The organism is Streptomyces apricus, from assembly GCF_008369065.1.
GTDB classification, from domain to species: Bacteria; Actinomycetota; Actinomycetes; order Streptomycetales; family Streptomycetaceae; genus Streptomyces; species Streptomyces apricus.
Genome location: NZ_VDFC01000040.1, coordinates 459,254 through 480,688 on the forward strand (window position 1 = coordinate 459,254; position 21,435 = coordinate 480,688).

At 73.8% G+C, this 21,435-nt stretch carries 19 protein-coding genes; 10 read left to right on the plus strand and 9 right to left on the minus strand.

Translation table 11 applies throughout. From position 1 onward, the window contains the following. Window positions 1-281: 281 nt before the first annotated feature. Window positions 282-1,760 (minus strand): tetratricopeptide repeat protein, encoded by a 1,479-nt coding sequence (locus FGF04_RS14985; RefSeq protein ID WP_149511796.1) that lies wholly within the window; start codon window positions 1,758-1,760, stop codon window positions 282-284. A gap of 291 nt (window positions 1,761-2,051) precedes the next feature. On the opposite strand from FGF04_RS14985, the gene lipB reads away from it, so the two are divergent. Then, window positions 2,052-2,849, plus strand: coding sequence for a lipoyl(octanoyl) transferase LipB (lipB, locus tag FGF04_RS14990; RefSeq protein ID WP_149511797.1), 798 nt, complete (start codon window positions 2,052-2,054; stop codon window positions 2,847-2,849). 204 nt (window positions 2,850-3,053) lie between these two features. On the opposite strand, the gene FGF04_RS14995 is transcribed toward lipB, so the two are convergent. Both FGF04_RS14995 and FGF04_RS15000 read right to left on the minus strand, forming a co-directional pair. Continuing rightward, complete coding sequence (locus tag FGF04_RS14995; protein WP_149511798.1) at window positions 3,054-4,355, minus strand: adenylate/guanylate cyclase domain-containing protein; 1,302 nt, start codon at window positions 4,353-4,355, stop codon at window positions 3,054-3,056. A 259-nt stretch (window positions 4,356-4,614) separates the two neighbouring features. Beyond that, window positions 4,615-5,508 carry a biotin--[acetyl-CoA-carboxylase] ligase gene (locus FGF04_RS15000; protein WP_149511799.1) on the minus strand — a complete coding sequence of 298 codons (894 nt, stop codon included), beginning with the start codon at window positions 5,506-5,508 and terminating at the stop codon, window positions 4,615-4,617. Between the two features lie 164 nt (window positions 5,509-5,672). On the opposite strand from FGF04_RS15000, the gene FGF04_RS15005 reads away from it, so the two are divergent. Beyond that, window positions 5,673-7,271: an acyl-CoA carboxylase subunit beta gene (locus FGF04_RS15005; protein WP_149511800.1), complete on the plus strand. Its 1,599-nt coding sequence runs from the start codon at window positions 5,673-5,675 to the stop codon at window positions 7,269-7,271. 58 nt (window positions 7,272-7,329) lie between these two features. Then, entirely contained in the window at window positions 7,330-7,539 is a 210-nt protein-coding gene (locus FGF04_RS15010; RefSeq protein ID WP_149511801.1) for an acyl-CoA carboxylase epsilon subunit, read from the plus strand. Between the two features lie 4 nt (window positions 7,540-7,543). Here the strand turns inward: FGF04_RS15010 and FGF04_RS15015 are convergent, their stop codons facing one another. Beyond that, the gene (locus FGF04_RS15015; protein ID WP_149511802.1) at window positions 7,544-8,239 is read right to left on the minus strand and encodes a S1 family peptidase; all 696 of its coding nucleotides are present in this window, start codon (window positions 8,237-8,239) and stop codon (window positions 7,544-7,546) included. Window positions 8,240-8,416: 177 nt separating this feature from the next. On the opposite strand from FGF04_RS15015, the gene mmpB reads away from it, so the two are divergent. Next, a complete protein-coding gene (mmpB, locus tag FGF04_RS41660; protein ID WP_149511803.1) occupies window positions 8,417-8,545 on the plus strand; it encodes a morphogenic membrane protein MmpB in 129 nt (42 codons plus the stop codon). A 31-nt stretch (window positions 8,546-8,576) separates the two neighbouring features. Beyond that, window positions 8,577-9,197: a Maf family protein gene (locus tag FGF04_RS15025; protein WP_149511804.1), complete on the plus strand. Its 621-nt coding sequence runs from the start codon at window positions 8,577-8,579 to the stop codon at window positions 9,195-9,197. A gap of 16 nt (window positions 9,198-9,213) precedes the next feature. Here FGF04_RS15025 and FGF04_RS15030 read toward each other — a convergent pair whose 3' ends face one another. Further along, window positions 9,214-9,741, minus strand: a complete 528-nt coding sequence (locus FGF04_RS15030; RefSeq protein ID WP_188114093.1) for a hypothetical protein — start codon at window positions 9,739-9,741, stop codon at window positions 9,214-9,216. A 361-nt stretch (window positions 9,742-10,102) separates the two neighbouring features. Between FGF04_RS15030 and FGF04_RS15035 the strand changes: the two genes are divergently transcribed. Both FGF04_RS15035 and FGF04_RS15040 read left to right on the plus strand, forming a co-directional pair. Next, on the plus strand, window positions 10,103-11,875 hold the full coding sequence (locus tag FGF04_RS15035) for an acetyl/propionyl/methylcrotonyl-CoA carboxylase subunit alpha (RefSeq protein WP_149511806.1): 1,773 nt from the start codon (window positions 10,103-10,105) through the stop codon (window positions 11,873-11,875). 103 nt (window positions 11,876-11,978) lie between these two features. After that, the gene (locus FGF04_RS15040; protein ID WP_149511807.1) at window positions 11,979-12,545 is read left to right on the plus strand and encodes a TetR/AcrR family transcriptional regulator; all 567 of its coding nucleotides are present in this window, start codon (window positions 11,979-11,981) and stop codon (window positions 12,543-12,545) included. A gap of 69 nt (window positions 12,546-12,614) precedes the next feature. Here the strand turns inward: FGF04_RS15040 and FGF04_RS15045 are convergent, their stop codons facing one another. Continuing rightward, window positions 12,615-13,604, minus strand: coding sequence for a DeoR/GlpR family DNA-binding transcription regulator (locus tag FGF04_RS15045; RefSeq protein ID WP_149511808.1), 990 nt, complete (start codon window positions 13,602-13,604; stop codon window positions 12,615-12,617). An 83-nt stretch (window positions 13,605-13,687) separates the two neighbouring features. Then, window positions 13,688-15,136 carry an NAD(P)H-quinone dehydrogenase gene (locus FGF04_RS15050; protein ID WP_149511809.1) on the minus strand — a complete coding sequence of 483 codons (1,449 nt, stop codon included), beginning with the start codon at window positions 15,134-15,136 and terminating at the stop codon, window positions 13,688-13,690. A 142-nt stretch (window positions 15,137-15,278) separates the two neighbouring features. On the opposite strand from FGF04_RS15050, the gene FGF04_RS15055 reads away from it, so the two are divergent. The 3 genes from FGF04_RS15055 (at window position 15,279) to FGF04_RS15065 (ending at window position 18,477) form a co-directional block, all read left to right on the plus strand. After that, window positions 15,279-15,716 (plus strand): gamma-glutamylcyclotransferase, encoded by a 438-nt coding sequence (locus FGF04_RS15055; protein ID WP_149511810.1) that lies wholly within the window; start codon window positions 15,279-15,281, stop codon window positions 15,714-15,716. Window positions 15,717-15,828: 112 nt separating this feature from the next. After that, complete coding sequence (locus FGF04_RS15060; RefSeq protein WP_149511811.1) at window positions 15,829-16,653, plus strand: purine-nucleoside phosphorylase; 825 nt, start codon at window positions 15,829-15,831, stop codon at window positions 16,651-16,653. A gap of 192 nt (window positions 16,654-16,845) precedes the next feature. Continuing rightward, window positions 16,846-18,477, plus strand: coding sequence for a phospho-sugar mutase (locus tag FGF04_RS15065; RefSeq protein WP_149511812.1), 1,632 nt, complete (start codon window positions 16,846-16,848; stop codon window positions 18,475-18,477). A gap of 412 nt (window positions 18,478-18,889) precedes the next feature. Here the strand turns inward: FGF04_RS15065 and FGF04_RS15070 are convergent, their stop codons facing one another. Beyond that, complete coding sequence (locus FGF04_RS15070; RefSeq protein WP_149511813.1) at window positions 18,890-20,563, minus strand: hypothetical protein; 1,674 nt, start codon at window positions 20,561-20,563, stop codon at window positions 18,890-18,892. 199 nt (window positions 20,564-20,762) lie between these two features. After that, window positions 20,763-21,434 carry a PH domain-containing protein gene (locus tag FGF04_RS15075; RefSeq protein WP_149511814.1) on the minus strand — a complete coding sequence of 224 codons (672 nt, stop codon included), beginning with the start codon at window positions 21,432-21,434 and terminating at the stop codon, window positions 20,763-20,765. Window position 21,435: the final 1 nt, after the last annotated feature.

Genomic DNA, 21,435 nt, shown 5'->3' on the forward strand with positions numbered 1-21,435 from the left:
GGTTACCGGCAACCCCCACAGCCGCATAACCCCTCCCGACCGGGATGGAGATCCCGTCGCGGGGCAGGATCTCCATCCCCCCGGCATCGCAAGGGCCACGGGGAACGGCGCGGTCCTTTAAGGGGCGCGGGGAACGGCGCAATCTTTTGCCTTCAGGGGCGCGGGGAACTGCGCAGTCTTGTCGCTTTTAGGGGCGCGGGGAACTGCGCGACCAGCCCCCACCGGGCCGCAGACGAACACGACCTTCCCGCCGCGGCGCAGCCGCCCGGTGGGGGGCACCCTCAGTGAAGCGCCGCGACCTTGTCGCGATACCCCCGCACAGGCGCAGCATCCCGATACGGCTCCAGCCGCCGCTCGAAGTCCCGCACATACTCCAGCGCCCGCACCGACCGCATCTCGGACGCCTGCGCCGCCGCCTCCGCCCCCAGCCGGCAGGCCTGGTCGAGCTCGCCGAGCCCGAGCCGCGCCGAGGCGAGGACCACCCGGCAGAAGAGCCGGCTGCGCGCGTACCCGGGCGCGCGCAGCTGCAGCGAGCGCTCGGCGTGCTGCGCGGCGGCCCGGTACTGCTGCAGGTCCCGGTGGCAGTGCCCGAACTCGTCCGCGAGCTGCGCCTCGTCGAAGAACCGCGCCCAGTACGGGACCTCGTCCCCCGGCCGGGCCGTCTCCAGCGCCCGCTCGGCCCGCACCAGCGAGGCCGTGGCCGCCCGCACCTCGCCGAGCACGCCGTGGCCCCGTGCCTCGACCGCGTACAGCAGGGCCTGGACGACCGGCGACGCGGAGGAGCCGACGCCCTGCTGGGCGACCCGGGCCAGCTGCACCGCCTCGCGCCCGTGCCCGAGGTAGACGGCCTGCCGGCTCATCGTCACGAGCACGTAGGAGCCGTACGCGCGGTCCGCCGCCGCCTGGGACAGCCGCAGCGCCTGCACGAAGTACCGCTGTGCGAGCCCGTGCGCGGCGATGTCGTACGAGGTCCAGCCGGCGAGCCGGGTCAGGTCGGCCGCCGCGGCGAACAGGCGGCGCCCGGTCTGCTCGCCGTACGTGCCGCGCAGCATGGGTTCCAGCTCGTGCTCCAGGTACCGCACGAGGGCCTGCCGGGCGTGGCCTCCGCCGTAGGTGTCGTCGAGCGTGCGGAACAGCTCGCCCACCGACCGCAGGGCCGCGATGTCGCCCGCGGTCACSCGCTGTCCGGGGCCGCGTTCGGTGGCCGCGCGCTGGCGGGACGGGGGCCGCGCCTGCTCGGGCACGGCGGGCAGCCGCGCTGAGGGCGGGCGGGCCTGCACGGGGATGCGCGCGGTGCCGGGGTCGCCGCGGCCCACCCGGTCGTCGGCCCGGCCGATCAGCCAGTCCCGGCTGGGCACGACGAGGCCGGCCGGGGTGAACGCGATCTTGCGCAGTTCGGCGTGGCTCCCCGAGTCCTTGCGCCACAGCCCGCCGACGATGTCGACGGCCTCCTCGGGGGTGGCGGCGAACTCCAGGCCCGCGTACACGGGCGCGCAGGCGTCGAGTCCGAGGTCCTGCGCGCTGAGCCGGCGTCCGAGGCGGCGGGTGAACACCTCGGCGATCAGTGCCGGTGTGGTGCCCCGGGGCTGCTGTCCGCGCAGCCACCGGGTCACCGATGTCTTGTCGTATCTGAGGTCGAGACCGTGTTCGAGGCCGAGCTGGTCCACTCGACGGGCGAGCCCCGCGTTGGAGAACCCCGCTTCTGCGATAAGTGCGGCGAGCTGACGGTTGGGGGTGCGCTGCGCGGGTCGTTCCGACATCTGCGGTGCGAACTCCTGCCTTCCGGGCTGGGAGCCTGTGCGGGACAGGCCCGGACGAGGTCGGCCGCCGTGCCTGGGCGGCCCTGACAAGCCTCGTGAACGGCGCGAATGTAGCGGTCCGTAAGCACCCGATCGCACACTTCCCCACGCATTCATCCGATCGTGTGAGGATTGCCCCCAGAGCTGACGCGCACCGGCCGGACGCGCATCGGACGTACAGTGGCTTGGGCCGTTACGAGCCTTACCGGGGCCCGCCATGAGCCTTACATCTCTTGCAGGGAGGCGCTTGCCGTGAGCGAGCTGCGGTTCGTCCGCATGGGTTTCGGTGCGGAGGCCGTCGAGTACCAGGAGGCCTGGGACGAGCAGCGCCGTGTGCACACGGCCCGCTTCCAGGACGAGATACCCGACACCTGCCTGCTCCTGGAGCACCCGCCGGTCTACACGGCGGGGCGGCGCACGGCGGACAGCGAACGGCCCCTGGACGGCACGCCCGTCGTCGACGTGGACCGGGGCGGGAAGATCACCTGGCACGGCCCCGGGCAGCTGGTCGGCTACCCGATCCAGAAACTGCCGCGTCCGGTCGACGTCGTCGCCCACCTGCGGCGGCTGGAGGACGCGGTGATCCGGGTCTGCGCGGAGTTCGGCGTGGAGACCAGCCGGGTGGAGGGGCGGGCCGGGGTCTGGGTCCTCGGCGACCCCGTGGAGCGGCGGCCGGCACTCGGCGGGCTCACCCTCGACCTCGATCCGCGGCTGGCCGACGACGAGTTCGACCCGCGGCTGAACGGGCCCGAGTACGCGCCCTCCAACGCCGGGCAGCGGCGCGAGGACCGCAAGATCTGCGCCGTGGGGATCCGGGTGGCGAAGGGGGTCACGATGCACGGGTTCGCGCTGAACGTGAACCCCGACGTGTCGAGCTTCGACAAGATCATCCCTTGCGGGATCCGGGACGCGGGGGTCACGTCGCTGGCGCATGAGCTGGGGCGCGACCTGACGATCGCGGAGGTGCTGCCGGTCGCCGAGCGGCACTTGGCGGATGTGCTCGGCAATGCCGAGTTGAAGCCGCGGGAGGTGGAGCGGGCGGTGGGGTAGGGCTTTTTTCGCCCCCGCCGCCCCTACCCATTCCCGTCACTACTCAGGGGCTCCGCCCCCGAACCCCCGTTGCGCAGTTCCCCGCGCCCCTAGGTACCTAGGGGCGCGGGGAACTGCGCAGGAGCGCGCAGCGCGACAGGGGGTCTGGGGCGCAGCCCCAGGGACGGGAAGGGAAGGGGCGGCGGGGGCGAGGAAAGGCCGGTCTCAACCCCTGCGGCTCAGGAGCCAAGGCTCGACCACGCCAAGACCCCGCACCGCCCGCTGCCACATCGGCTGGAGGCCGAAGCGGTACGCCGGCGGCTCCTCCCCCTCCTTCTCCGCCGCGACGGCCTCCTCGACCGCCACCGCCTCGGACGCGGGCGCGTCCTGCGTGCGGATCAGCTCCTCCGCGAACGCCCCGTCGACCAGGACCGCGTCCTTGGGAGCTATCGAGGTCAGCCGCGAGGCGAGGTTCACCGTCGTGCCGAACACGTCGCCCATGCGCGTGGTCACCGTGCCGAAGGCGATGCCCACGCGCAGCTCGGGCATCGTCTCGTCGTTCGCCATCGTCTCGATCAGGCGCAGCGCGATCTCGGCGGCCACCCCCGCGTCGTCGGCCGCGTACAGCACCTCGTCGCCCAGGGTCTTGATGAGCCGCCCGCCGTGCGCGGCGACCAGGTCGGCGGCGGTGGTCTCGAAGGCCTCGACGAGCTCGCCGAGCTCCTCCTCCTCCATGCGCCGGGTCAGCCGCGTGAACCCGACGAGGTCCGCGAAGCCGACGGCCAGGCGCCGGTCGACCATCTCCTCGTCGTCCGCGGCCTGCACGACCCGGCCGGTCGCGGCGGCGAGCTGGCGCCGCCAGACGTAGATCAGGAACTCCTCCAGCTCGGGCAGCAGCAGCTCGATCAGCGGGTACGTGACCTCGGTGCGCGTCATGCCCGGCTCGGGCGGCTCGGTCAGGCCCTCCAGGAACGAGTCGATCTGCCACTCGGCCAGCCGGGCGGTGGTCTGGCCGGTGGAACGGGCCACCTGGACCGCCATCGCCTCGCTCAGCAGCCCCGCCTCGACGAGCCCGGCCAGGCGCCGCAGGGCCAGCACGTCCGCCTCGGTGAGCGCCTTGGCCTGGCCGATGTCGGCGAAGCCCATGGCCCGCCAGAAGCGGGAGGCCAGCTCCATGGAGACACCGGCGCTGCGGGCCGCCTGGAAGGGGGTGTAGCGCCGCTCGGCGCCGAGGATGAGCTGTTCGAGCCGCAGCGCCAGCGGGTCGTCCCCGTCGGTCTCGGCGGCGGTCCGGTCGGCGCGGCTGTCGACACGGCTCTCGGTACGACCGTCGGGGCGACTGTCGGTGCGGCCGTCCTGCGGGTCCACTGGGTGCTGTTCCTCTTCCTCCACGCGCTCCACGCGGGCGTGTGCCTCGGTCCGGTCGACCCGCGCGGCCGCCGTGCCGGCGACAGACCCGGAGGCACGCCCCGGCTCACCGTCGGAGGCGGGGTGACCCGTGCCCGAACCGCTGTCGTCGACCGTCACGCCTGCTGCCCTTCCGATCTGCCGCGGTCAGGTATCGACCGGGCTCAACTCTACGGCAGGTGTGCTGTGGCTCACTCCCGACTGCCGGGGCCGGACGGCCCGTGGTGCGCCGTCGTCCCCGTACGTCCCCGTACGTCCGGCGGACCGCACCCTGTCGTACGGCCCGGGGACGCCCCGTGCTCACCACCAGCACGAACGGGCACGCCACCCCCACGTACCCCCCTGGGCCGTTCCGTCACTTTGCGCCCGGTTCTCCCGGTCAGGCGCCCGCTTCTCCCGGTCCGGCGTCCGCCGGGCGCAGGTGCACGATGTCGCCCGCGCCCACCGGCTGCTGCACGCCCTCCCCGGTGGCCAGCACCAGCCGTCCGTCGCCGTCCAGGGCCACCGCCTCGCCGGTGAGCGACCTGCCGCCGGGCAGTTCGGCCCGCACCCGGCGCCCGAGCGTCGCGCAGCCCGCCGCGTAGGTGTCCTGGAGGCCGGAGGCGGCCGGGTCGCCCTGCACGTCGCGCCACTTCACGAACCACTGTTCGAGCGAGCGCAGGACGGTGCGCAGGATGGTGTCGCGGTCCGTGGTCACCGCTCCCGCGAGGGCCAGCGACCCGGCGCCGGGCACGGGCAGCTCGTCCGCGCGCAGCGTGACGTTGATGCCGACGCCCACGACGACGGCGTCGGCCCCGGCCCGCTCGGCGAGGATGCCGCCCGCCTTGCGCTCCGCGCCCTCCACCGTGACCAGCAGGTCGTTCGGCCACTTCAGCGCGGTGTCCACGCCGGCCGAGCGCGAGAGCCCCGTCGCCACCGCGACCCCGGTGAGCAGCGGCAGCCAGCCCCAGCGCTCGACGGGGACCCCGGTGGGCTTGAGCACGACGGAGAAGAAGAGGCCCGAGCGGGCGGGCGCGGTCCACCGCCGGTCCAGGCGCCCCCGCCCGGCGTCCTGCTCCTCGGCCACCAGGACCGCGCCCTCCTCCGCCTTGCCGTCCGCGGCGAGGGCGACGAGGTCGGAGTTGGTGGAGCCGGTGCGGGCCACCACCTGGACGTCGGACCAGAGCCCGCCGCCCCGCACGAGCGCGCGGCGCAGCGCCACGGCGTTGAGCGGCGGACGGTCCAGGTCGGACCACCGATTGCTGTTCGCGTCTGAGTCGTCTCGCGGCGTCATGCAACCCACCCTAGGTGTGGTAAACGCCGCACTGCCGAACGGTAGGCACCCCACTACGCTACGGATGAGTAGCCATCCCCCCTTCTGAGCACCCTCTTTTCCGAGCGCCCCACCCCAGCACCCCCTTTCACGTCCCCACTGAGCAGGCAGGGAGCCGCATCCCGATGTCCGAGCCGGAACAGCAGCACGAGACCGACCTCCACACCACCGCGGGCAAGCTCGCGGACCTGCGGCGCCGCATCGACGAGGCGACGCACGCCGGCTCGGCACGCGCCGTCGAGAAGCAGCACTCCAAGGGCAAGCTGACGGCCCGTGAGCGGATCGAACTGCTCATGGACGAGGGGTCCTTCGTCGAGTTCGACGAGTTCGCGCGGCACCGCTCGACGGACTTCGGCCTGGAGGAGAACCGCCCCTACGGGGACGGGGTCGTGACCGGCTACGGCACGGTGGACGGCCGCCCCGTCGCCGTGTTCTCCCAGGACTTCACGGTCTTCGGCGGCGCGCTCGGCGAGGTCTTCGGGCAGAAGATCATGAAGGCGATGGACTTCGCGCTGAAGACCGGCTGCCCGGTCATCGGCATCAACGACTCGGGCGGCGCCCGCATCCAGGAGGGCGTGGCCGCGCTCGGCATGTACGGCGAGATCTTCCGCCGCAACACGCACGCCTCGGGCGTGATCCCGCAGATCAGCCTGGTCGTCGGCCCGTGCGCGGGCGGCGCGGTCTACTCCCCCGCCATCACCGACTTCACGGTCATGGTCGACCGGACCTCGCACATGTTCATCACCGGCCCCGACGTCATCAAGACGGTCACCGGCGAGGACGTCGGCTTCGAGGAGCTGGGCGGCGCGCGCACCCACAACGCGGTCTCGGGCGTGGCCCACCACATGGCCGGGGACGAGAAGGACGCGATCGAGTACGTCAAGTCGCTGCTCTCCTACCTCCCGTCGAACAACCTCAGCGAGCCGCCCGCCTTCCCCGAGGAGGCGGACCTGACGCCGACGGACGAGGACCGCGAGCTCGACACGCTGATCCCGGACAGCGCCAACCAGCCGTACGACATGCACACGGTGATCGAACACGTCCTGGACGACGCCGAGTTCTTCGAGACGCAGCCGCTGTTCGCGCCGAACATCCTCACCGGCTTCGGCCGGGTGGAGGGGCGCCCGGTGGGCGTCGTCGCCAACCAGCCGATGCAGTTCGCGGGCTGCCTGGACATCGACGCCTCCGAGAAGGCCGCGCGCTTCGTGCGCACCTGCGACGCCTTCAACGTGCCCGTGCTCACCTTCGTGGACGTCCCCGGCTTCCTGCCGGGCGTCGGCCAGGAGCACGAGGGCATCATCCGCCGCGGTGCCAAGCTGATCTACGCGTACGCCGAGGCGACCGTCCCGCTGATCACGGTCATCACCCGCAAGGCCTTCGGCGGCGCATACGACGTGATGGGCTCCAAGCACCTGGGCGCGGACCTCAACCTCGCCTGGCCGACCGCCCAGATCGCCGTCATGGGCGCGCAGGGCGCGGTGAACATCCTGCACCGGCGCACCATCGCGGCCGCCCCCGAGAGCGAGCAGGAGGCCACCCGGGCCCGGCTGATCCAGGAGTACGAGGACACGCTCCTCAACCCCTACACGGCGGCCGAGCGCGGCTACATCGACGCCGTGGTCCTGCCGTCCGACACCCGCTCCCACGTCGTACGCGGTCTGCGGGCGCTGCGCACCAAGCGGGAGTCCCTGCCGCCGAAGAAGCACGGCAACATCCCCCTCTAGGGCGCCCCGCAGTACGCCCTGGAACGCCTCAGCACGCCGGTCGAGCACGGGAGCCGTCATGAACATCAAGGTCGTACGGGGCAATCCGACCCCCGAGGAGCTGGCCGCCGCCCTGGCGGTGGTCCGGGCCCGCGCCGCGGCGGAGACGGTCTCCCCGCCCGGCGCGGGCCCGGAGAGGGACGCCTGGTCGGACCCGTCCCGGGTGGCGGGCAGGCACCTGCCCGCCCCGGGGCCCACCGCCTGGGCGCGCAGCTTCTGGCCCGGGTAGGCGGTCAGTACACGCTCAGCCCGAACCGGGCGAGCACCTCCGCGACCGGCTGGTAGTAGGTGACGCCGCCGGAGGCGCAGTTGCCGCTGCCCCCCACGACGAACCCGACGGCCAGCGTGCCGGAGAAGGCCGGCCCTCCCGAGTCGCCGGCCTCGGTGCAGGCGGTGGAGCGGAAGAGGCCGTGCACCGCGCCCTCGGCGAAGTTGACCGTGACGTTGACCGCGGTCACCCGCCCGCAGTGCAGGCCGCTGGTCCGGCCGACGTGGCAGACCTGCTGCCCGACGACGGGACCCGTCGAGCCGGTCACGTCCTGGACCGCTCCGCCGCCCAGGGCCACCTCGCCGGGGAGGTTCAGGGCCGACGTGGTGTAGCGGATCACCCCGTAGTCGTCGACGGGGAAGGACGCGCCGACGGAGACGCCGACCTGGACGGTGCGTGACGCGTCCGCGAACCACGTGGTGGGGGTGCCCGGGACGGGGGTGCCCGCGCAGTGCCCCGCCGTCACCGCGTAGCGGCTCCCGCCGCCCGTGGCGTTGAACGCGACCACGCACTGCGTCCCGTCGGAGCCGTACAGGACGGTGCCGCCCAGGATCGTGGGCACGCGGGGCGCGGCGGCCGCCGGGGCCGGACCGCACAGCAGGGCGAGCACGGCGGTCACGGCCGCGGCGCAGGTCGTCAGGAAGGTGCGCGAGCGTCTCATGGGCCCTCCGGGGGCGTCGACGGTCCCGTACCGGGCAGCCGCCCGGGTCGCCCCATCCTGACGGGGGCTGCGGGCGGGGCGACAGGGCCGGTCCGGCCGTTCGCCTCCGGCCGGGACCCGCAAGATGAGTACGCGTACTCAGGCGTCCGCGGGCGTGCCGGAGCCACGATCGGAGACATGCTGTGGTCCGACCCGGAGAACGAGCCGCCGAAGGAGCTGCGCGACATGCAGGACATGTTGCGGCGGCTCGGCGTGCTCATCGCACTGGCCGTGGTGTTCGCGATGATCGTCCTCGGCCTGATGTGAGCCGTCCCGGCCCCGCGGATACCCTGGCCGCATGACTGATCAGCCACGCCGACGGCTCGTCCTCGCCTCCCAGTCCCCCGCCCGGCTCGGACTGCTGCGGCAGGCCGGACTCGATCCCGAGGTCGTCGTCAGCGGGTTCGACGAGGACGCCGTCACCGCCCCGACCCCCGCCGAACTGGCGCTCGCCCTCGCCGAGGCGAAGGCGTCCGTGGTGGCGGCCCGGCCCGAGGTCGCCGGGGCCCTGGTGATCGGCTGCGACTCGGTGCTGGAGCTGGACGGCGTGGCCTACGGCAAGCCCGCCGACCCCGAGGAGGCGACCGCGCGCTGGAAGTCGATGCGCGGCCGCGCGGGCACCCTGCAGACCGGCCACTGCGTGCGGGACACGGCGAACGGCCGCCACGCGTCGGGGGTCGCGTCCACCGTGGTCCGCTTCGGCGAGCCGACCGACGCCGAGATCGCCGCGTACGTCGCCACGGGCGAACCGCTGCACGTCGCGGGGGCGTTCACCCTGGACGGCCGCTCGGCCCCGTTCGTCGACGGCATCGACGGCGACCACGGCAACGTCATCGGTCTCTCGCTGCCGCTGGTACGCCGTCTGCTGGCCGAACTGGGCGTCGGGATCACCGAGTTGTGGGCCCCGCGCGGGAAGTGACGCGGGAGCGGCCGGGTCAGGGGGCCGAGGGCGCGGGCGGCGGGGGCACGACACCGCCGCCGGGAGCCGCGGGACCGGCGGAATTCGCGGAGCCGGTGGGTCCGCCCGGGCCCGCGCCCGGTTCCGTGCCGGACAGGGCGGCCTCCCGGCGGTCGTACGTCATGAAGATGAGCACGATCAGCCCGAGCACGACCATCATGGAGGCGAACGCGCCCCAGCCCACCAGGCCGACCGCGAACGCGCCGAGCAGGGCGTGCACCACCGCCGCGCTGATCAGCAGGATGCGGCCGAGACCGGCGGGCGCCCGGTCGCGCACGGCGACGCGCAGCGCGGTGAGGCCGCAGAGCGCGAAGTAGAGGCCGAAGACCAGCCCCGCGACCTTCGACGACACGGACATCACGTCCGGGTCGAGGCCCGCCAGGGACATGTCCTGCCGGTCGACCACGACCCCCATGAACCAGTTGACCGACGCGATGCCCACCGCCTCCACGAAGAGCACGATCGCGGTCACCCATGCCACCGGTCTGCGGACCACCGGCCCCACCCACTTTCGGCTGTCACCCGAGCAGGGGCTGTTACCCCCAGTATCTTCATGCCAGCCAGCACGCTACTCATGGGTAAACCCGGGGACAAGGGATCTACAGGAGGCAAAGAATCGTTGGGCCATTCGTAGGTTCCCGACAAAGAAACCGAGTGGCGCGCAGCACGGTCTTACAGAGACCTTGCCCACATCGGAGAGCTAGGGTTCATGGCAAGACCCCTGCGTACCGAGGTACCGCAAGGGATTTCACGGGCGAGCAGGCCTTGTATCACGCTCCGTGTGGGCAAGCTCACCACCGGGGACGGGTCGAAACGACGTGTCGGCAGTCCCTAAACTCGGCTTGTTTCAAGGAGAGGGAGCCAACGTGCGCAAGGTGTTGATCGCCAACCGTGGTGAAATCGCTGTCCGTGTCGCCCGGGCGTGCCGGGACGCGGGCATCGCGAGCGTGGCGGTGTACGCCGAGCCGGACCGGGACGCGCTGCATGTGCGGGCCGCCGACGAGGCGTTCGCGCTGGGTGGTGACACCCCGGCGAGCAGTTACCTCGACATCGCCAAGGTGCTCCAGGCCGCCAAGGACTCCGGGGCGGACGCGATCCACCCCGGCTACGGCTTCCTCTCCGAGAACGCCGAGTTCGCGCAGGCCGTCCTCGACGCGGGCCTGACCTGGATCGGCCCGCCGCCGCAGGCCATCCGCGACCTCGGCGACAAGGTGGCGGCCCGTCACATCGCCCAGCGCGCCGGTGCGCCGCTGGTCGCCGGCACGCCGGACCCGGTGGCCGGTTCCGACGAGGTCGTCGCCTTCGCGCAGGAGCACGGCCTGCCCATCGCCATCAAGGCCGCCTTCGGCGGCGGCGGCCGCGGTCTGAAGGTGGCCCGCACCCTGGACGAGGTGCCCGAGCTGTTCGACTCCGCGGTGCGCGAGGCGGTGGCCGCCTTCGGCCGCGGCGAGTGCTTCGTGGAGCGCTACCTCGACAAGCCCCGCCACGTGGAGACGCAGTGCCTGGCCGACACCCACGGCAACGTGGTGGTCGTCTCCACCCGTGACTGCTCCCTGCAGCGCCGCCATCAGAAGCTGGTCGAGGAGGCGCCCGCGCCGTTCCTCTCCGACGCCCAGGTCGCCGAGCTGTACGCGTCCTCGAAGGCGATCCTCAAGGAGGCCGGCTACGTCGGCGCGGGCACGGTCGAGTTCCTGGTCGGCGCGGACGGCACGATCTCCTTCCTGGAGGTCAACACCCGTCTGCAGGTCGAGCACCCGGTCACCGAGGAGGTCTCCGGCATCGACCTGGTCCGCGAGATGTTCCGCATCGCCGACGGCGAGGAGCTGGGCTACGACGACCCGCCGCTGCGCGGCCATTCCTTCGAGTTCCGCATCAACGGCGAGGACCCGGGCCGCGGCTTCCTGCCCGCCCCCGGCACCGTCACCACCTTCGCCCCGCCGTCGGGCCCGGGCGTGCGCCTGGACGCGGGCGTGGAGAGCGGCAGCGTCATCGGCCCCGCCTGGGACTCGCTGCTCGCCAAGCTGATCGTCACCGGCGCCACCCGCGAGCAGGCGCTGCAGCGGGCCGCCCGTGCGCTGGAGGAGTTCACCGTCGAGGGCATGGCCACCGCCATCCCGTTCCACCGCGCGGTGGTCACCGACCCGGCCTTCGCCCCCGAACTGACCGGCTCCGCCGACCCGTTCACGGTCCACACCCGCTGGATCGAGACCGAGTTCGTCAACGAGATCCCTCCCTTCACCGCTCCCGCGGACACCGACACGGACGAGGAGCCGGGCCGCGAGACGGTCGTCGTCGAGGTAGGCGGCAAGCGTCTTGAGGTCTCCCTGCCGACCTCGCTGGGCATGTCCCTGGCCCGTACGGGGCTCGCGGCGGGCGCCAAGCCCAAGCGCCGCGCGGCCAGGAAGTCCGGCCCGGCGGCCTCCGGCGACACCCTCGCCTCGCCCATGCAGGGCACCATCGTGAAGGTGGCCGTCGAGGAGGGCCAGGAGGTCAAGGAGGGCGACCTGATCGTCGTCCTGGAGGCCATGAAGATGGAGCAGCCCCTCAACGCGCACCGCTCGGGCACCGTCAAGGCCCTGGCCGCGGAGGTGGGCGCCTCGATCACCTCGGGCGCGGCCATCTGCGAAATCAAGGACTGACACCGACCGCCGGGGGCCCCTCAGGGGCCCCCGTCAGGGGCGCGGGGAACTGCGCGACCAGCCCCCACCGGCCCGCAGTCGCACGACAGACGGGAGGCACCCCGTGCCCACTCCCCCGGCAGGGCTACGTGCAGACGCCCGCCGCAACAGGGCCCGCCTGATAACCGAGGCACGAACGGCGTTCGCCCACAAAGGCACCGACGCCTCCCTGGAGGACGTGGCGAAACGCGCGGGCGTGGGCATCGGCACCCTCTACCGCCACTTCCCCAACCGCCAGGCGCTCCTGAGCGCGGTCTTCGCGGACGCGGTGAGCGACCTGCTCGCCCGCGCGCGCGAACTGCTCGACGACCCCCACCCGTGCACGGCGCTCGTCACCTGGCTGCGCGCCTTCATCACTCATGCGGGTGAGTACCGCGGGCTGGCCCGCGCGCTCATGGCGGCCTCGCACGACGACGGCTCGGCGCTCGCGCGGTGCAGCGGCCCGATGCGCGAGGCGGGCAGCGCCCTCCTCGTACGCGCGCAGGAGGCCGGCGCCGTACGCCCCGGTGTCTCGATCGGTGACCTGCTCCAGCTGACCAACGCGATCGCGCTGGCCGCCGAGGAGACACCGGGCGACCCGGAGCTGGCCGACCGCATGCTGGCGCTGACGGTGCGCGGCCTGAAGCCGTGACGGCCCGGAGGTGCGCGGGTCCGCGGGCCTTGCGGACCCGGGCCCGGGTCCGGCGGGCCGCCGCGGCCGTCAGCGTCTGCGCAGGTCGGCGACGCGCGGCCGCTCGCCCTGGGGCTGTTCCCCCAGGACCGCCGCGGCACTGCGCAACTGCGGTCCCCCGCCGGGCACCTGGCCGCGGCGCGGCCCGGGCAGCGGTACGTCCCGGCGGGACGGCCTGCGCCCCGCCGGGACCGCGTCCCCGCCGGAACCACCGCCCCCGGCCACCGCGATCTGTACGCCCTGATCGGCCAGGGCCTGCAGTTCGGTGGCGGCGCGGTCGTCCTGGGCCGGCGGTTCGTCGGTGACCAGGCGCGTGATCACATCGGTCGGCACCGTCTGGAACATCGTGTCGGTGCCGAGCTTGGTGTGATCGGCCAGGACGACGACCTCGGCGGCCGCCTGGACGAGCGCGCGGTCGACCGACGCCGACAGCATGTTGGAGGTGGACAGGCCGCGCTCGGCGGTCAGCCCGCTCCCCGACAGGAAGGCCCGGGAGACGCGCAGCCCCTGGAGGGACTGCTCGGCCCCGCTGCCCACCAGGGCGTAGTTGGAACCGCGCAGGGTGCCGCCGGTCATCACGACCTCGACCCGGTTGGCGTGGGCCAGCGCCTGTGCCACCAGGAGGGAGTTGGTAACGACGGTCAGCCCCGGTACCCGCGCGAGCCGGCGGGCCAGCTCCTGGGTGGTGGTTCCCGCCCCCACCACGATGGCCTCGCCCTCTTCGACGAGACCCGCGGCGAGATCGGCGATGGCCGTCTTCTCGGCGGTCGCGAGATGAGACTTTTGCGGAAAGCCGGACTCCCGCGTGAACCCGCCCGGCAGTACCGCACCGCCGTGCCGGCGGTCGAGGAGTCCTTCTGCCTCCAGTGCGCGCACGTCCCGCCGTACGGTCACTTCGGAGGTCTGGACGACGCGGGCGAGCTCACGGAGCGACACGGCTCCGTTTGCCCGCACCATTTCGAGGATCAATTGGCGACGTTCTGCAGCGAACACGAAACTGACAGTAACCCCAACGACCATCTGCTTTCAGCAGTTTGCGCCGAATAGCAGAAGTTGTTCGCATGGCCGGTCACGTAGTGGTATACGAGTCCCGTCCCGGCGTCTCAGACCTCGCCCGCAGTCTTCCTCGTGTGCAACTGGCGTGCCACCTCGGCGATCGAGCCCGACAGGGACGGGTACACGGTGAAGGCGTTCGCGATCTGCTCGACGGTCAGGTTGTTGTCGACCGCGAGCGAGATGGGGTGGATCAGCTCCGAGGCGCGCGGCGCGACGACCACACCGCCGACGACGATCCCGGTGCCCGGACGGCAGAAGATCTTCACGAAGCCGTCCCGGATGCCCTGCATCTTGGCGCGCGGGTTGCGCAGCAGGGGCAGTTTCACGACCTTCGCGTCGATCACGCCGCCGTCGACGTCCGACTGCGTGTAACCCACCGTGGCGATCTCGGGGTCGGTGAAGACGTTCGACGACACCGCCTTCAGGTTGAGCGGGGCGACCGCGTCGCCGAGGAAGTGGTACATGGCGATGCGGCCCTGCATCGCGGCCACCGAGGCGAGCGCGAAGACCCCGGTGACGTCCCCGGCCGCGTACACGCCGGGGGCGGTGGTCCTGGAGACCTTGTCGGTCCAGATGTGCCCGGACTCCCGGACCTTGACCCCGGCCTCCTCCAGGCCCATGCCGTCGCTGTTGGGGATGGCGCCGACGGCCATCAGGCAGTGCGAGCCGGTGATGACGCGGCCGTCGGCGAGCGTCACCTCGACCCGGTCGCCGACCCGCTTGGCGGACTCGGCGCGCGAGCGGGCCATGACGTTCATGCCGCGCCGCCGGAAGACGTCCTCCAGGACGGCCGCCGCGTCCGGGTCCTCGCCCGGCAGCACGCGGTCGCGGCTGGAGACCAGCGTGACGCGCGAGCCGAGCGCCTGGTAGGCGCCGGCGAACTCGGCGCCGGTGACGCCGGAGCCGACCACGATGAGCTCCTCGGGGAGCTCGTCCAGGTCGTAGACCTGCGTCCAGTTCAGGATCCGCTCGCCGTCCGGCTGCGCGTCGGGCAGCTCACGGGGGTGCCCGCCGGTCGCGATGAGCACGGCGTCGGCGGTGAGGGTCTCCTCGCTGCCGTCCGCGGCCCGGACGACGACCTTGCGCGAGCCGTCGAGCGCCTGCATGCCCTCCAGCCGGCCGCGGCCCCGCAGCACCCGCGCCCCGGCACGCGTCACGGAGGCCGTGATGTCGTGGGACTGGGCGAGCGCGAGCCGCTTCACCCGGCGGTTGACCTTGCCGAGGTCGACGCCGACGACGCGCGCGGGCTGGTCGATGTGCGGGGTGTCGTCCGCGACGATGATCCCCAGCTCCTCGTAGGAGGAGTCGAAGGTGGTCATCACCTCGGCCGTCGCGATCAGGGTCTTGGACGGGACGCAGTCGGTGAGCACCGACGCCCCGCCCAGGCCGTCGCAGTCGACGACGGTCACCTCCGCGCCGAGCTGGGCGGCCACCAGGGCCGCCTCGTATCCGCCGGGTCCGCCGCCAATGATCACGATCCGAGTCACGTACTCCATTGTCCCGCACGCTTCAAGGTGCTTCCGCCCGGGGGCTCCGTCCGGGCCTCGCGGACGCCCGCGCGGCGCGCCACGCGGGCCCGGCCTCCGGGGCCGCGGTCACGGGGGAGCCACACGGGTTCACTGCCGTACCCTCGGTCCCATGTCGCTCTACGCCGCGTACGCCGGCAATCTCGACCCGCGGCTCATGACGCGCCGCGCCCCCCATTCGCCGCTGCGCGCCACGGGGTGGCTCAACGGCTGGCGGCTGACGTTCGGCGGCGAGCACATGGGCTGGGAGGGCGCGCTGGCGACCGTCGTCGAGGCCCCGCGCTCCCAGGTCTTCGTGGCGCTGTACGACATCGCGCCGCCGGACGAGGAGTCCATGGACCGCTGGGAGGGCGTCGGCCTCGACGTCTACCGGCGGATGCGCGTGCGGATCCACACCCTGGAGGGTGAGGAGGCGGCGTGGCTGTACGTCCTCAACGGCTACGAGGGCGGGCTCCCCTCGGCCCGCTACCTCGGCGAGCTGGCGGACGCGGCGGAGTCGGCGGGCGCGCCGCACGACTACGTGATGGAACTGCGCAAACGCCCCTGCTGACCCCGGGGCGCCCGCCGCCGGCGGGGTTCGGCGGAAACAACAGGACAACGATCGCGAACCCGTGACCATCAACATCTACGCGCGTAGGCCCGAACCGGCTACCCTCATGCGCGTGAACGCATCTCTTCTTCCGGACGACATCCAGGGCGACCCGTACGCCGCCGCCGACGCCGCCGCCGCGCGCCTGCGGGAGTACGCGGGCGCCGAGACCCACGACGTCGCCCTCGTACTGGGCTCCGGCTGGGCGCCGGCCGTGGACGCCCTCGGCACGCCCGACGCCGAGTTCCAGGTCACCGACCTGCCCGGCTTCCCGCCGCCGGCGGTCGAGGGGCACGGCGGCAAGGTCCGCTCGTACCGGATCGGGGACAAGCGCGCGCTCGTCTTCCTGGGCCGTACGCACTTCTACGAGGGCCGCGGGGTCGCCGCCGTCGCGCACGGCGTCCGCACGGCCGTGGCCGCCGGCTGCAAGACCATCGTGCTGACGAACGGCTGCGGGGGGCTGCGCGAGGGGATGCGGCCCGGGCAGCCGGTCCTCATCAGCGACCACATCAACCTGACGGCCACCTCCCCGATCGTCGGCGCGAACTTCGTCGACCTGACGGACCTGTACTCGCCGCGGCTGCGGGCGCTGTGCAAGGAGATCGACCCGACGCTCGAAGAGGGCGTGTACGCGCAGTTCCCCGGCCCGCACTACGAGACCCCGGCCGAGATCCGGATGGCCCGGGCCATCGGGGCGGACCTGGTCGGCATGTCGACGACGCTCGAAGCCATCGCGGCGCGCGAGGCCGGGGCGGAGGTGCTGGGCATCTCCCTCGTCACCAACCTGGCGGCGGGGATGACGGGTGAGCCGCTGAACCACGAGGAGGTGCTCCAGGCGGGCCGGGACTCGGCGACGCACATGGGAGCGCTCCTCACCCAGGTGCTGGGCCGCCTGTAGGTCCCGCACCGCTGGGGGCCGCGCCCCCGGCCCCCCTGTCGCGCTGCGCGCTCCCGCGCAGTTCCCCGCGCCCCTGGGCACCCAGGGGCGCGGGGAACTGCGCAAGTAGGGACGGGAAGGGGCGGCGGGGGCGAGAGAATCCCGCGCCGGGGTACACCCACACGTACGACGAACGAAAAGAGGTCGACCCTCGTGCAGGACGAACTCACCGCACGGGCCGAGGCATGGCTGGCCGAGGACCCCGACACGGAAACCCGCGAGGAACTCGCCAAGCTGATCGCCGCCGAGGACACCGCGGAGCTCACCGCACGCTTCGCCGGCACCCTCCAGTTCGGCACCGCCGGCCTGCGCGGCGAACTGGGCGCGGGCCCGATGCGCATGAACCGCGCGGTCGTCATCCGCGCGGCCGCGGGCCTCGCCGCGTACCTGAAGGCGAAGGGGGAGACGGACGGCCTCGTCGTCATCGGCTACGACGCCCGCCACAAGTCCGCCGACTTCGCCCGCGACACCGCCGCGGTGATGACGGGCGCGGGCCTGCGCGCCGCCGTCCTGCCGCGCCCCCTGCCCACCCCCGTCCTGGCGTTCGCCATACGGCACCTGGGCGCGGTGGCCGGCGTCGAGGTGACGGCCAGCCACAACCCGCCGCGCGACAACGGCTACAAGGTGTACCTCGGCGACGGCTCCCAGATCGTCCCCCCGGCGGACGCGGAGATCGCCGCCGAGATCGCCGCGGTCGGCCGCCTCGCCGACGTCCCCCGCCCGGACTCCGGCTGGCAGACCCTCGACGACGGCGTCCTGAACGCCTACCTGGAGCGGACGGACGCCGTGCTCGCCCCCGGCTCCGCGCGGACCGCCCGCACCGTCTACACGCCGATGCACGGCGTCGGCAAGGAGACCCTCCTGGCGGCGTTCGCCCGGGCGGGCTTCCCCGCGCCCGTCCTCGTCGCCGAGCAGGCCGAGCCGGACCCGGACTTCCCGACGGTCGCGTTCCCGAACCCGGAGGAGCCGGGCGCGATGGACCTGGCCTTCGCGCAGGCCCGCGCGAGCGACCCCGACCTGGTCATCGCCAACGACCCGGACGCGGACCGCTGCGCCGCGGCCGTCAAGGACGGCGGCGAGTGGCGCATGCTGCGCGGCGACGAGGTCGGCGCGCTGCTCGCGGCGCACCTGGTGCGCCGCGGCGCGCGCGGCACGTTCGCGGAGTCGATCGTCTCCTCCTCCCTCCTCGGCCGCATCGCCGAGAAGGCGGGGCTGGCGTACGAGGAGACCCTGACGGGCTTCAAGTGGATCGCCCGGGTGGAGGGCCTGCGGTACGGGTACGAGGAGGCGCTGGGCTACTGCGTCGACCCCGACGGCGTACGGGACAAGGACGGCATCACCGCGGCCCTCGCCGTCACGGAGCTGGCCTCGGAGCTCAAGGAGGAGGGCCGCACGCTCCTCGACCTGCTGGACGACCTCGCCGTCGAGCACGGCCTGCACGCTACCGACCAGCTCTCGGTCCGGGTGGAGGACCTCTCCCTGATCGCGGACGCGATGCGCCGCCTGCGCGAGCGGCCCCCGACGCGCCTCGCGGGCCTGCCCGTGACGGGGGCCGAGGACCTGACGCAGGGCACGGCCTCCCTCCCGCCGACGGACGGCCTGCGCTACACGCTGGACGGCGCCCGGGTGATCGTGCGCCCCAGCGGTACGGAGCCGAAGCTGAAGTGCTACCTGGAGGTCGTGGTGCCGGTGACCGGCCACGACGCCCTCCCGGCGGCCCGCGCGAAGGCGACGGACCTGCTGTCGGAGATCAAGCGGGACCTGTCGGCGGCTGCGGGCATCTGATCCGGCCGGGTCTGTGGATCCGGCCGGGTGCGTGGATCCGGCGGGATCCGTGGGGCTGTCCGGGGCCGGGGAGCCGTCCGGGGCCGTAGAACTGTCCGCGGCCGTGGAACCGGCCGGGTCCGTGCGACCGGTGGGATCCGTGGACCCGTACGGGTCCGTGGGGCCGTACAGGTCCGTGCAGCCGGCGAGATCCGTGGAGCCGGTCGGGTCCGTGCAACCGGCGGGATGCGTAGACCCGTCCGGGTCCTTGCAACCGGCCGGGTCTGTGGAGCCGTCCGGATCCGTAGGCCCGGACGGGGCCGTGCGATCGGCCGGGGCCGTGGGGCCCCGGGTCCGTGCGACCGGCGGGATCCGTGGAGCCGGTCGGCTTTGCGGGCCCTGACGGGTCGGCGCAGGCGCAAGCGGGGGGCGGTCAGCCCCATACCGCCAGTGCCGCCGCCCACAGCAGTGCCAGCAGTACCGCCAGCGGCCACAGCGGGCGGCCCCGTTCGGGGGCCGTGCTCTCTCCGGTGGGGCGCAGCGCCGGGTCCTCGCGCATGGTGGACAGTTCGGCCGCCAGCGCGTCGTACGGGTGCACCAGGCCGCGCCGCCGCTCGAACCAGGCCCAGCGCGGCGCCGCGACCGACCAGTCGTCGTCGCGCCAGCGCAGCTTCAGCTCGAAGGAGCGGCGGCGCACCGAGCGGATGTCGTCCCAGGGGACGTGCCGGGGGCCGCGCAGTCCGGTGACCCACAGGCCCGAGCGGTCCGCGGTGATGCGCCAGGCGAGTTTCACGGCGACGCGCACGGCTCCGTAGAGGCCGACCGCGGCGACCAGGCCCAGCCTCCACGGCGACGGGCCGGACTCCGCGGACCCGGCCCAGGTGAGCCAGACGCCCCACTGCACCAGCAGGGCCGCGGCCACCCAGTCCGGCCAGCCCGCGCGCCAGCGGCGTACCGGCGCCGGGGCGCGGCCCACGACCGCCCGCCTGGCCTGCCGCTCCAGCCGGCGGTCCCGTTCCTCGCGGGCCTTCTCCCTGGCGGTACGCCGCAGGCCCGCGCCCGGCGACAGCGGGCGGACCGGTCCCGCCGACCACTCCGTCAGCGGCGGCTGGTCCGGGTCCTCGTCGGCGCTGAGGACCACGACCTCGGCGCCGTCGAAGGGGGCGCCGAAGAGGACCGCCTCGCGGACCGGTCCGGGGGTGCCGTCGTCGGCCGCGTCGAGGAGCCGCTCCAGTTCCTCGGCGGCCTGCGCGTCGGCGTCCCCCGGACCCGGTCCGGCGTCGGATCCGGGGCCGGAGCCGTCATCGGGGTCGTCGTACGACGTCAGGTCCACCGTGAACAGCGGCCGCAGCGCCGCGGGGTCGTCCGCCGCGTACACCTCGGTGGTGCCCCGCGCGTCGTCGCGCACCAGGACGCGCAGGACGGGCGCCGGGGCCCGGCGCAGCGCGAGGGCCCGGCGGCGGCCGAGCCACGCCGAGGCCAGGGAGGTAGCACCCAGCCCGCTCAGGCAGAGGGCCATGACCCAGGAGCCGCGGTGGTCCTCGGGCGTGCCCCACAGGTCCGCGGTGGCGCCGGTGAGCACGCCGAGCACGAGGACCGCGAGGCCGAGCGGGAACAGGAAGCGTCCACGCCGCACGGGGGCGCCCGCGTCCGGGACGCGCGCCGTACCGTCGCCGGCCGCCCGCGCCGCCCGTTCCAGCTGGGCGGCGCGGGCCCGCAGGCGTACGGCGACGGCGGCCCAGGAGGCCACCACGACCAGCGCCCCGGCGACCGTCACGGGCCACGGCAGCGACGGGGCCTGCAGCGCGAGCCCGAGGAGCAGGGCGGGCGCACCGGCCCAGACCAGCTCGGGCCGCGCGAGCACCCACAGGACGTACACGGCGAAGCCCGCCGCGACGGACGGCCACAGTCCGCCGAGCATCGCGGCCCAGGCGCCCGCGCAGAGCGCGAGGGTGGTCACGGCGCCGGCGATCGACCTGCGCACCCGCAGGAAGGTCCAGCGCGGCGGCAGCGCCGCCGACCAGTGCGCCGCCCGGCCGGCGGTCCAGTCCCGGCAGCCGTCGGGGATCGCGGCCGCGGGCAGCCGCAGCGGCTCGTCGTACGACACATGCACTCCTGGCTCGCGGGTCGCGTGGGACACCGGCAGCGGCACCGGTGTCCGGCACCGGGGGTGGCAGGGGGCGGCCGGGACGGACCGCCCGGGCCGGCGGAGGTCCCGGCCCCCGGTCACCGGGTGCCGCCCACTCGTACGGCCCAGCGGGTCCATCGCCTCAAGCGCGGCGCGTTTCGCCGGCGCGGCCCGGTGGTCAGCCCAGCGAGAGGAGGATCGCCAGGAGAACGGCTCCGGCCGCCGCGGGGGCCAGCACCTCGTACGCCCACCGCACCGAGACCTCGCCCTGGGCGTGCGGGTCGTCGGCGCGGGCCGCCAGCAGCTCGCGCAGCTCGTCGATGATCTGGTCGCCCTGGGCGCGTACGGGGCCCTCGGGGACCGGTGCGAGGTGGGGGGAGCGGTCGCGGCGGGCCCCCGGCGTGTCCGCCCCGCCCTCCCGGCCCGCCTTGGCCTCCTTGCGGGCCGCGCGCTTGCGGGCCCGCAGGGACACCGGCACGGCCCATACCTGGTACTTGGTGCCGGCCTTGTCGAACACCTCGTTGGAGTAGCCGGACCGGAACACCTCGACCGTCCCCCAGGGCATCGTGATCACCCGGAAGGGGTTGCGGATGCGCATGCGGCGCTCGTTCGCGTACACGGCGGGGCGAAGGGTGAAGGCGGAGACCAGCGGGACCAGCACCAGCAGGGTGGCCAGGGACACCCAGGGGGTCCGGCCCTCCCCCGTGACCAGGGCGTCGATGCCGAGCCAGCCGATGATCGCCAGCAGCAGCACGCCGCCGGCGATGCCGGAGGGGGACCGGTAGGCGCGGTCCTTGTACGCGGGGTCCGGGGTGTCCGGGGAGGGAGGCTGGTGGTCCGGGGTCGTCATG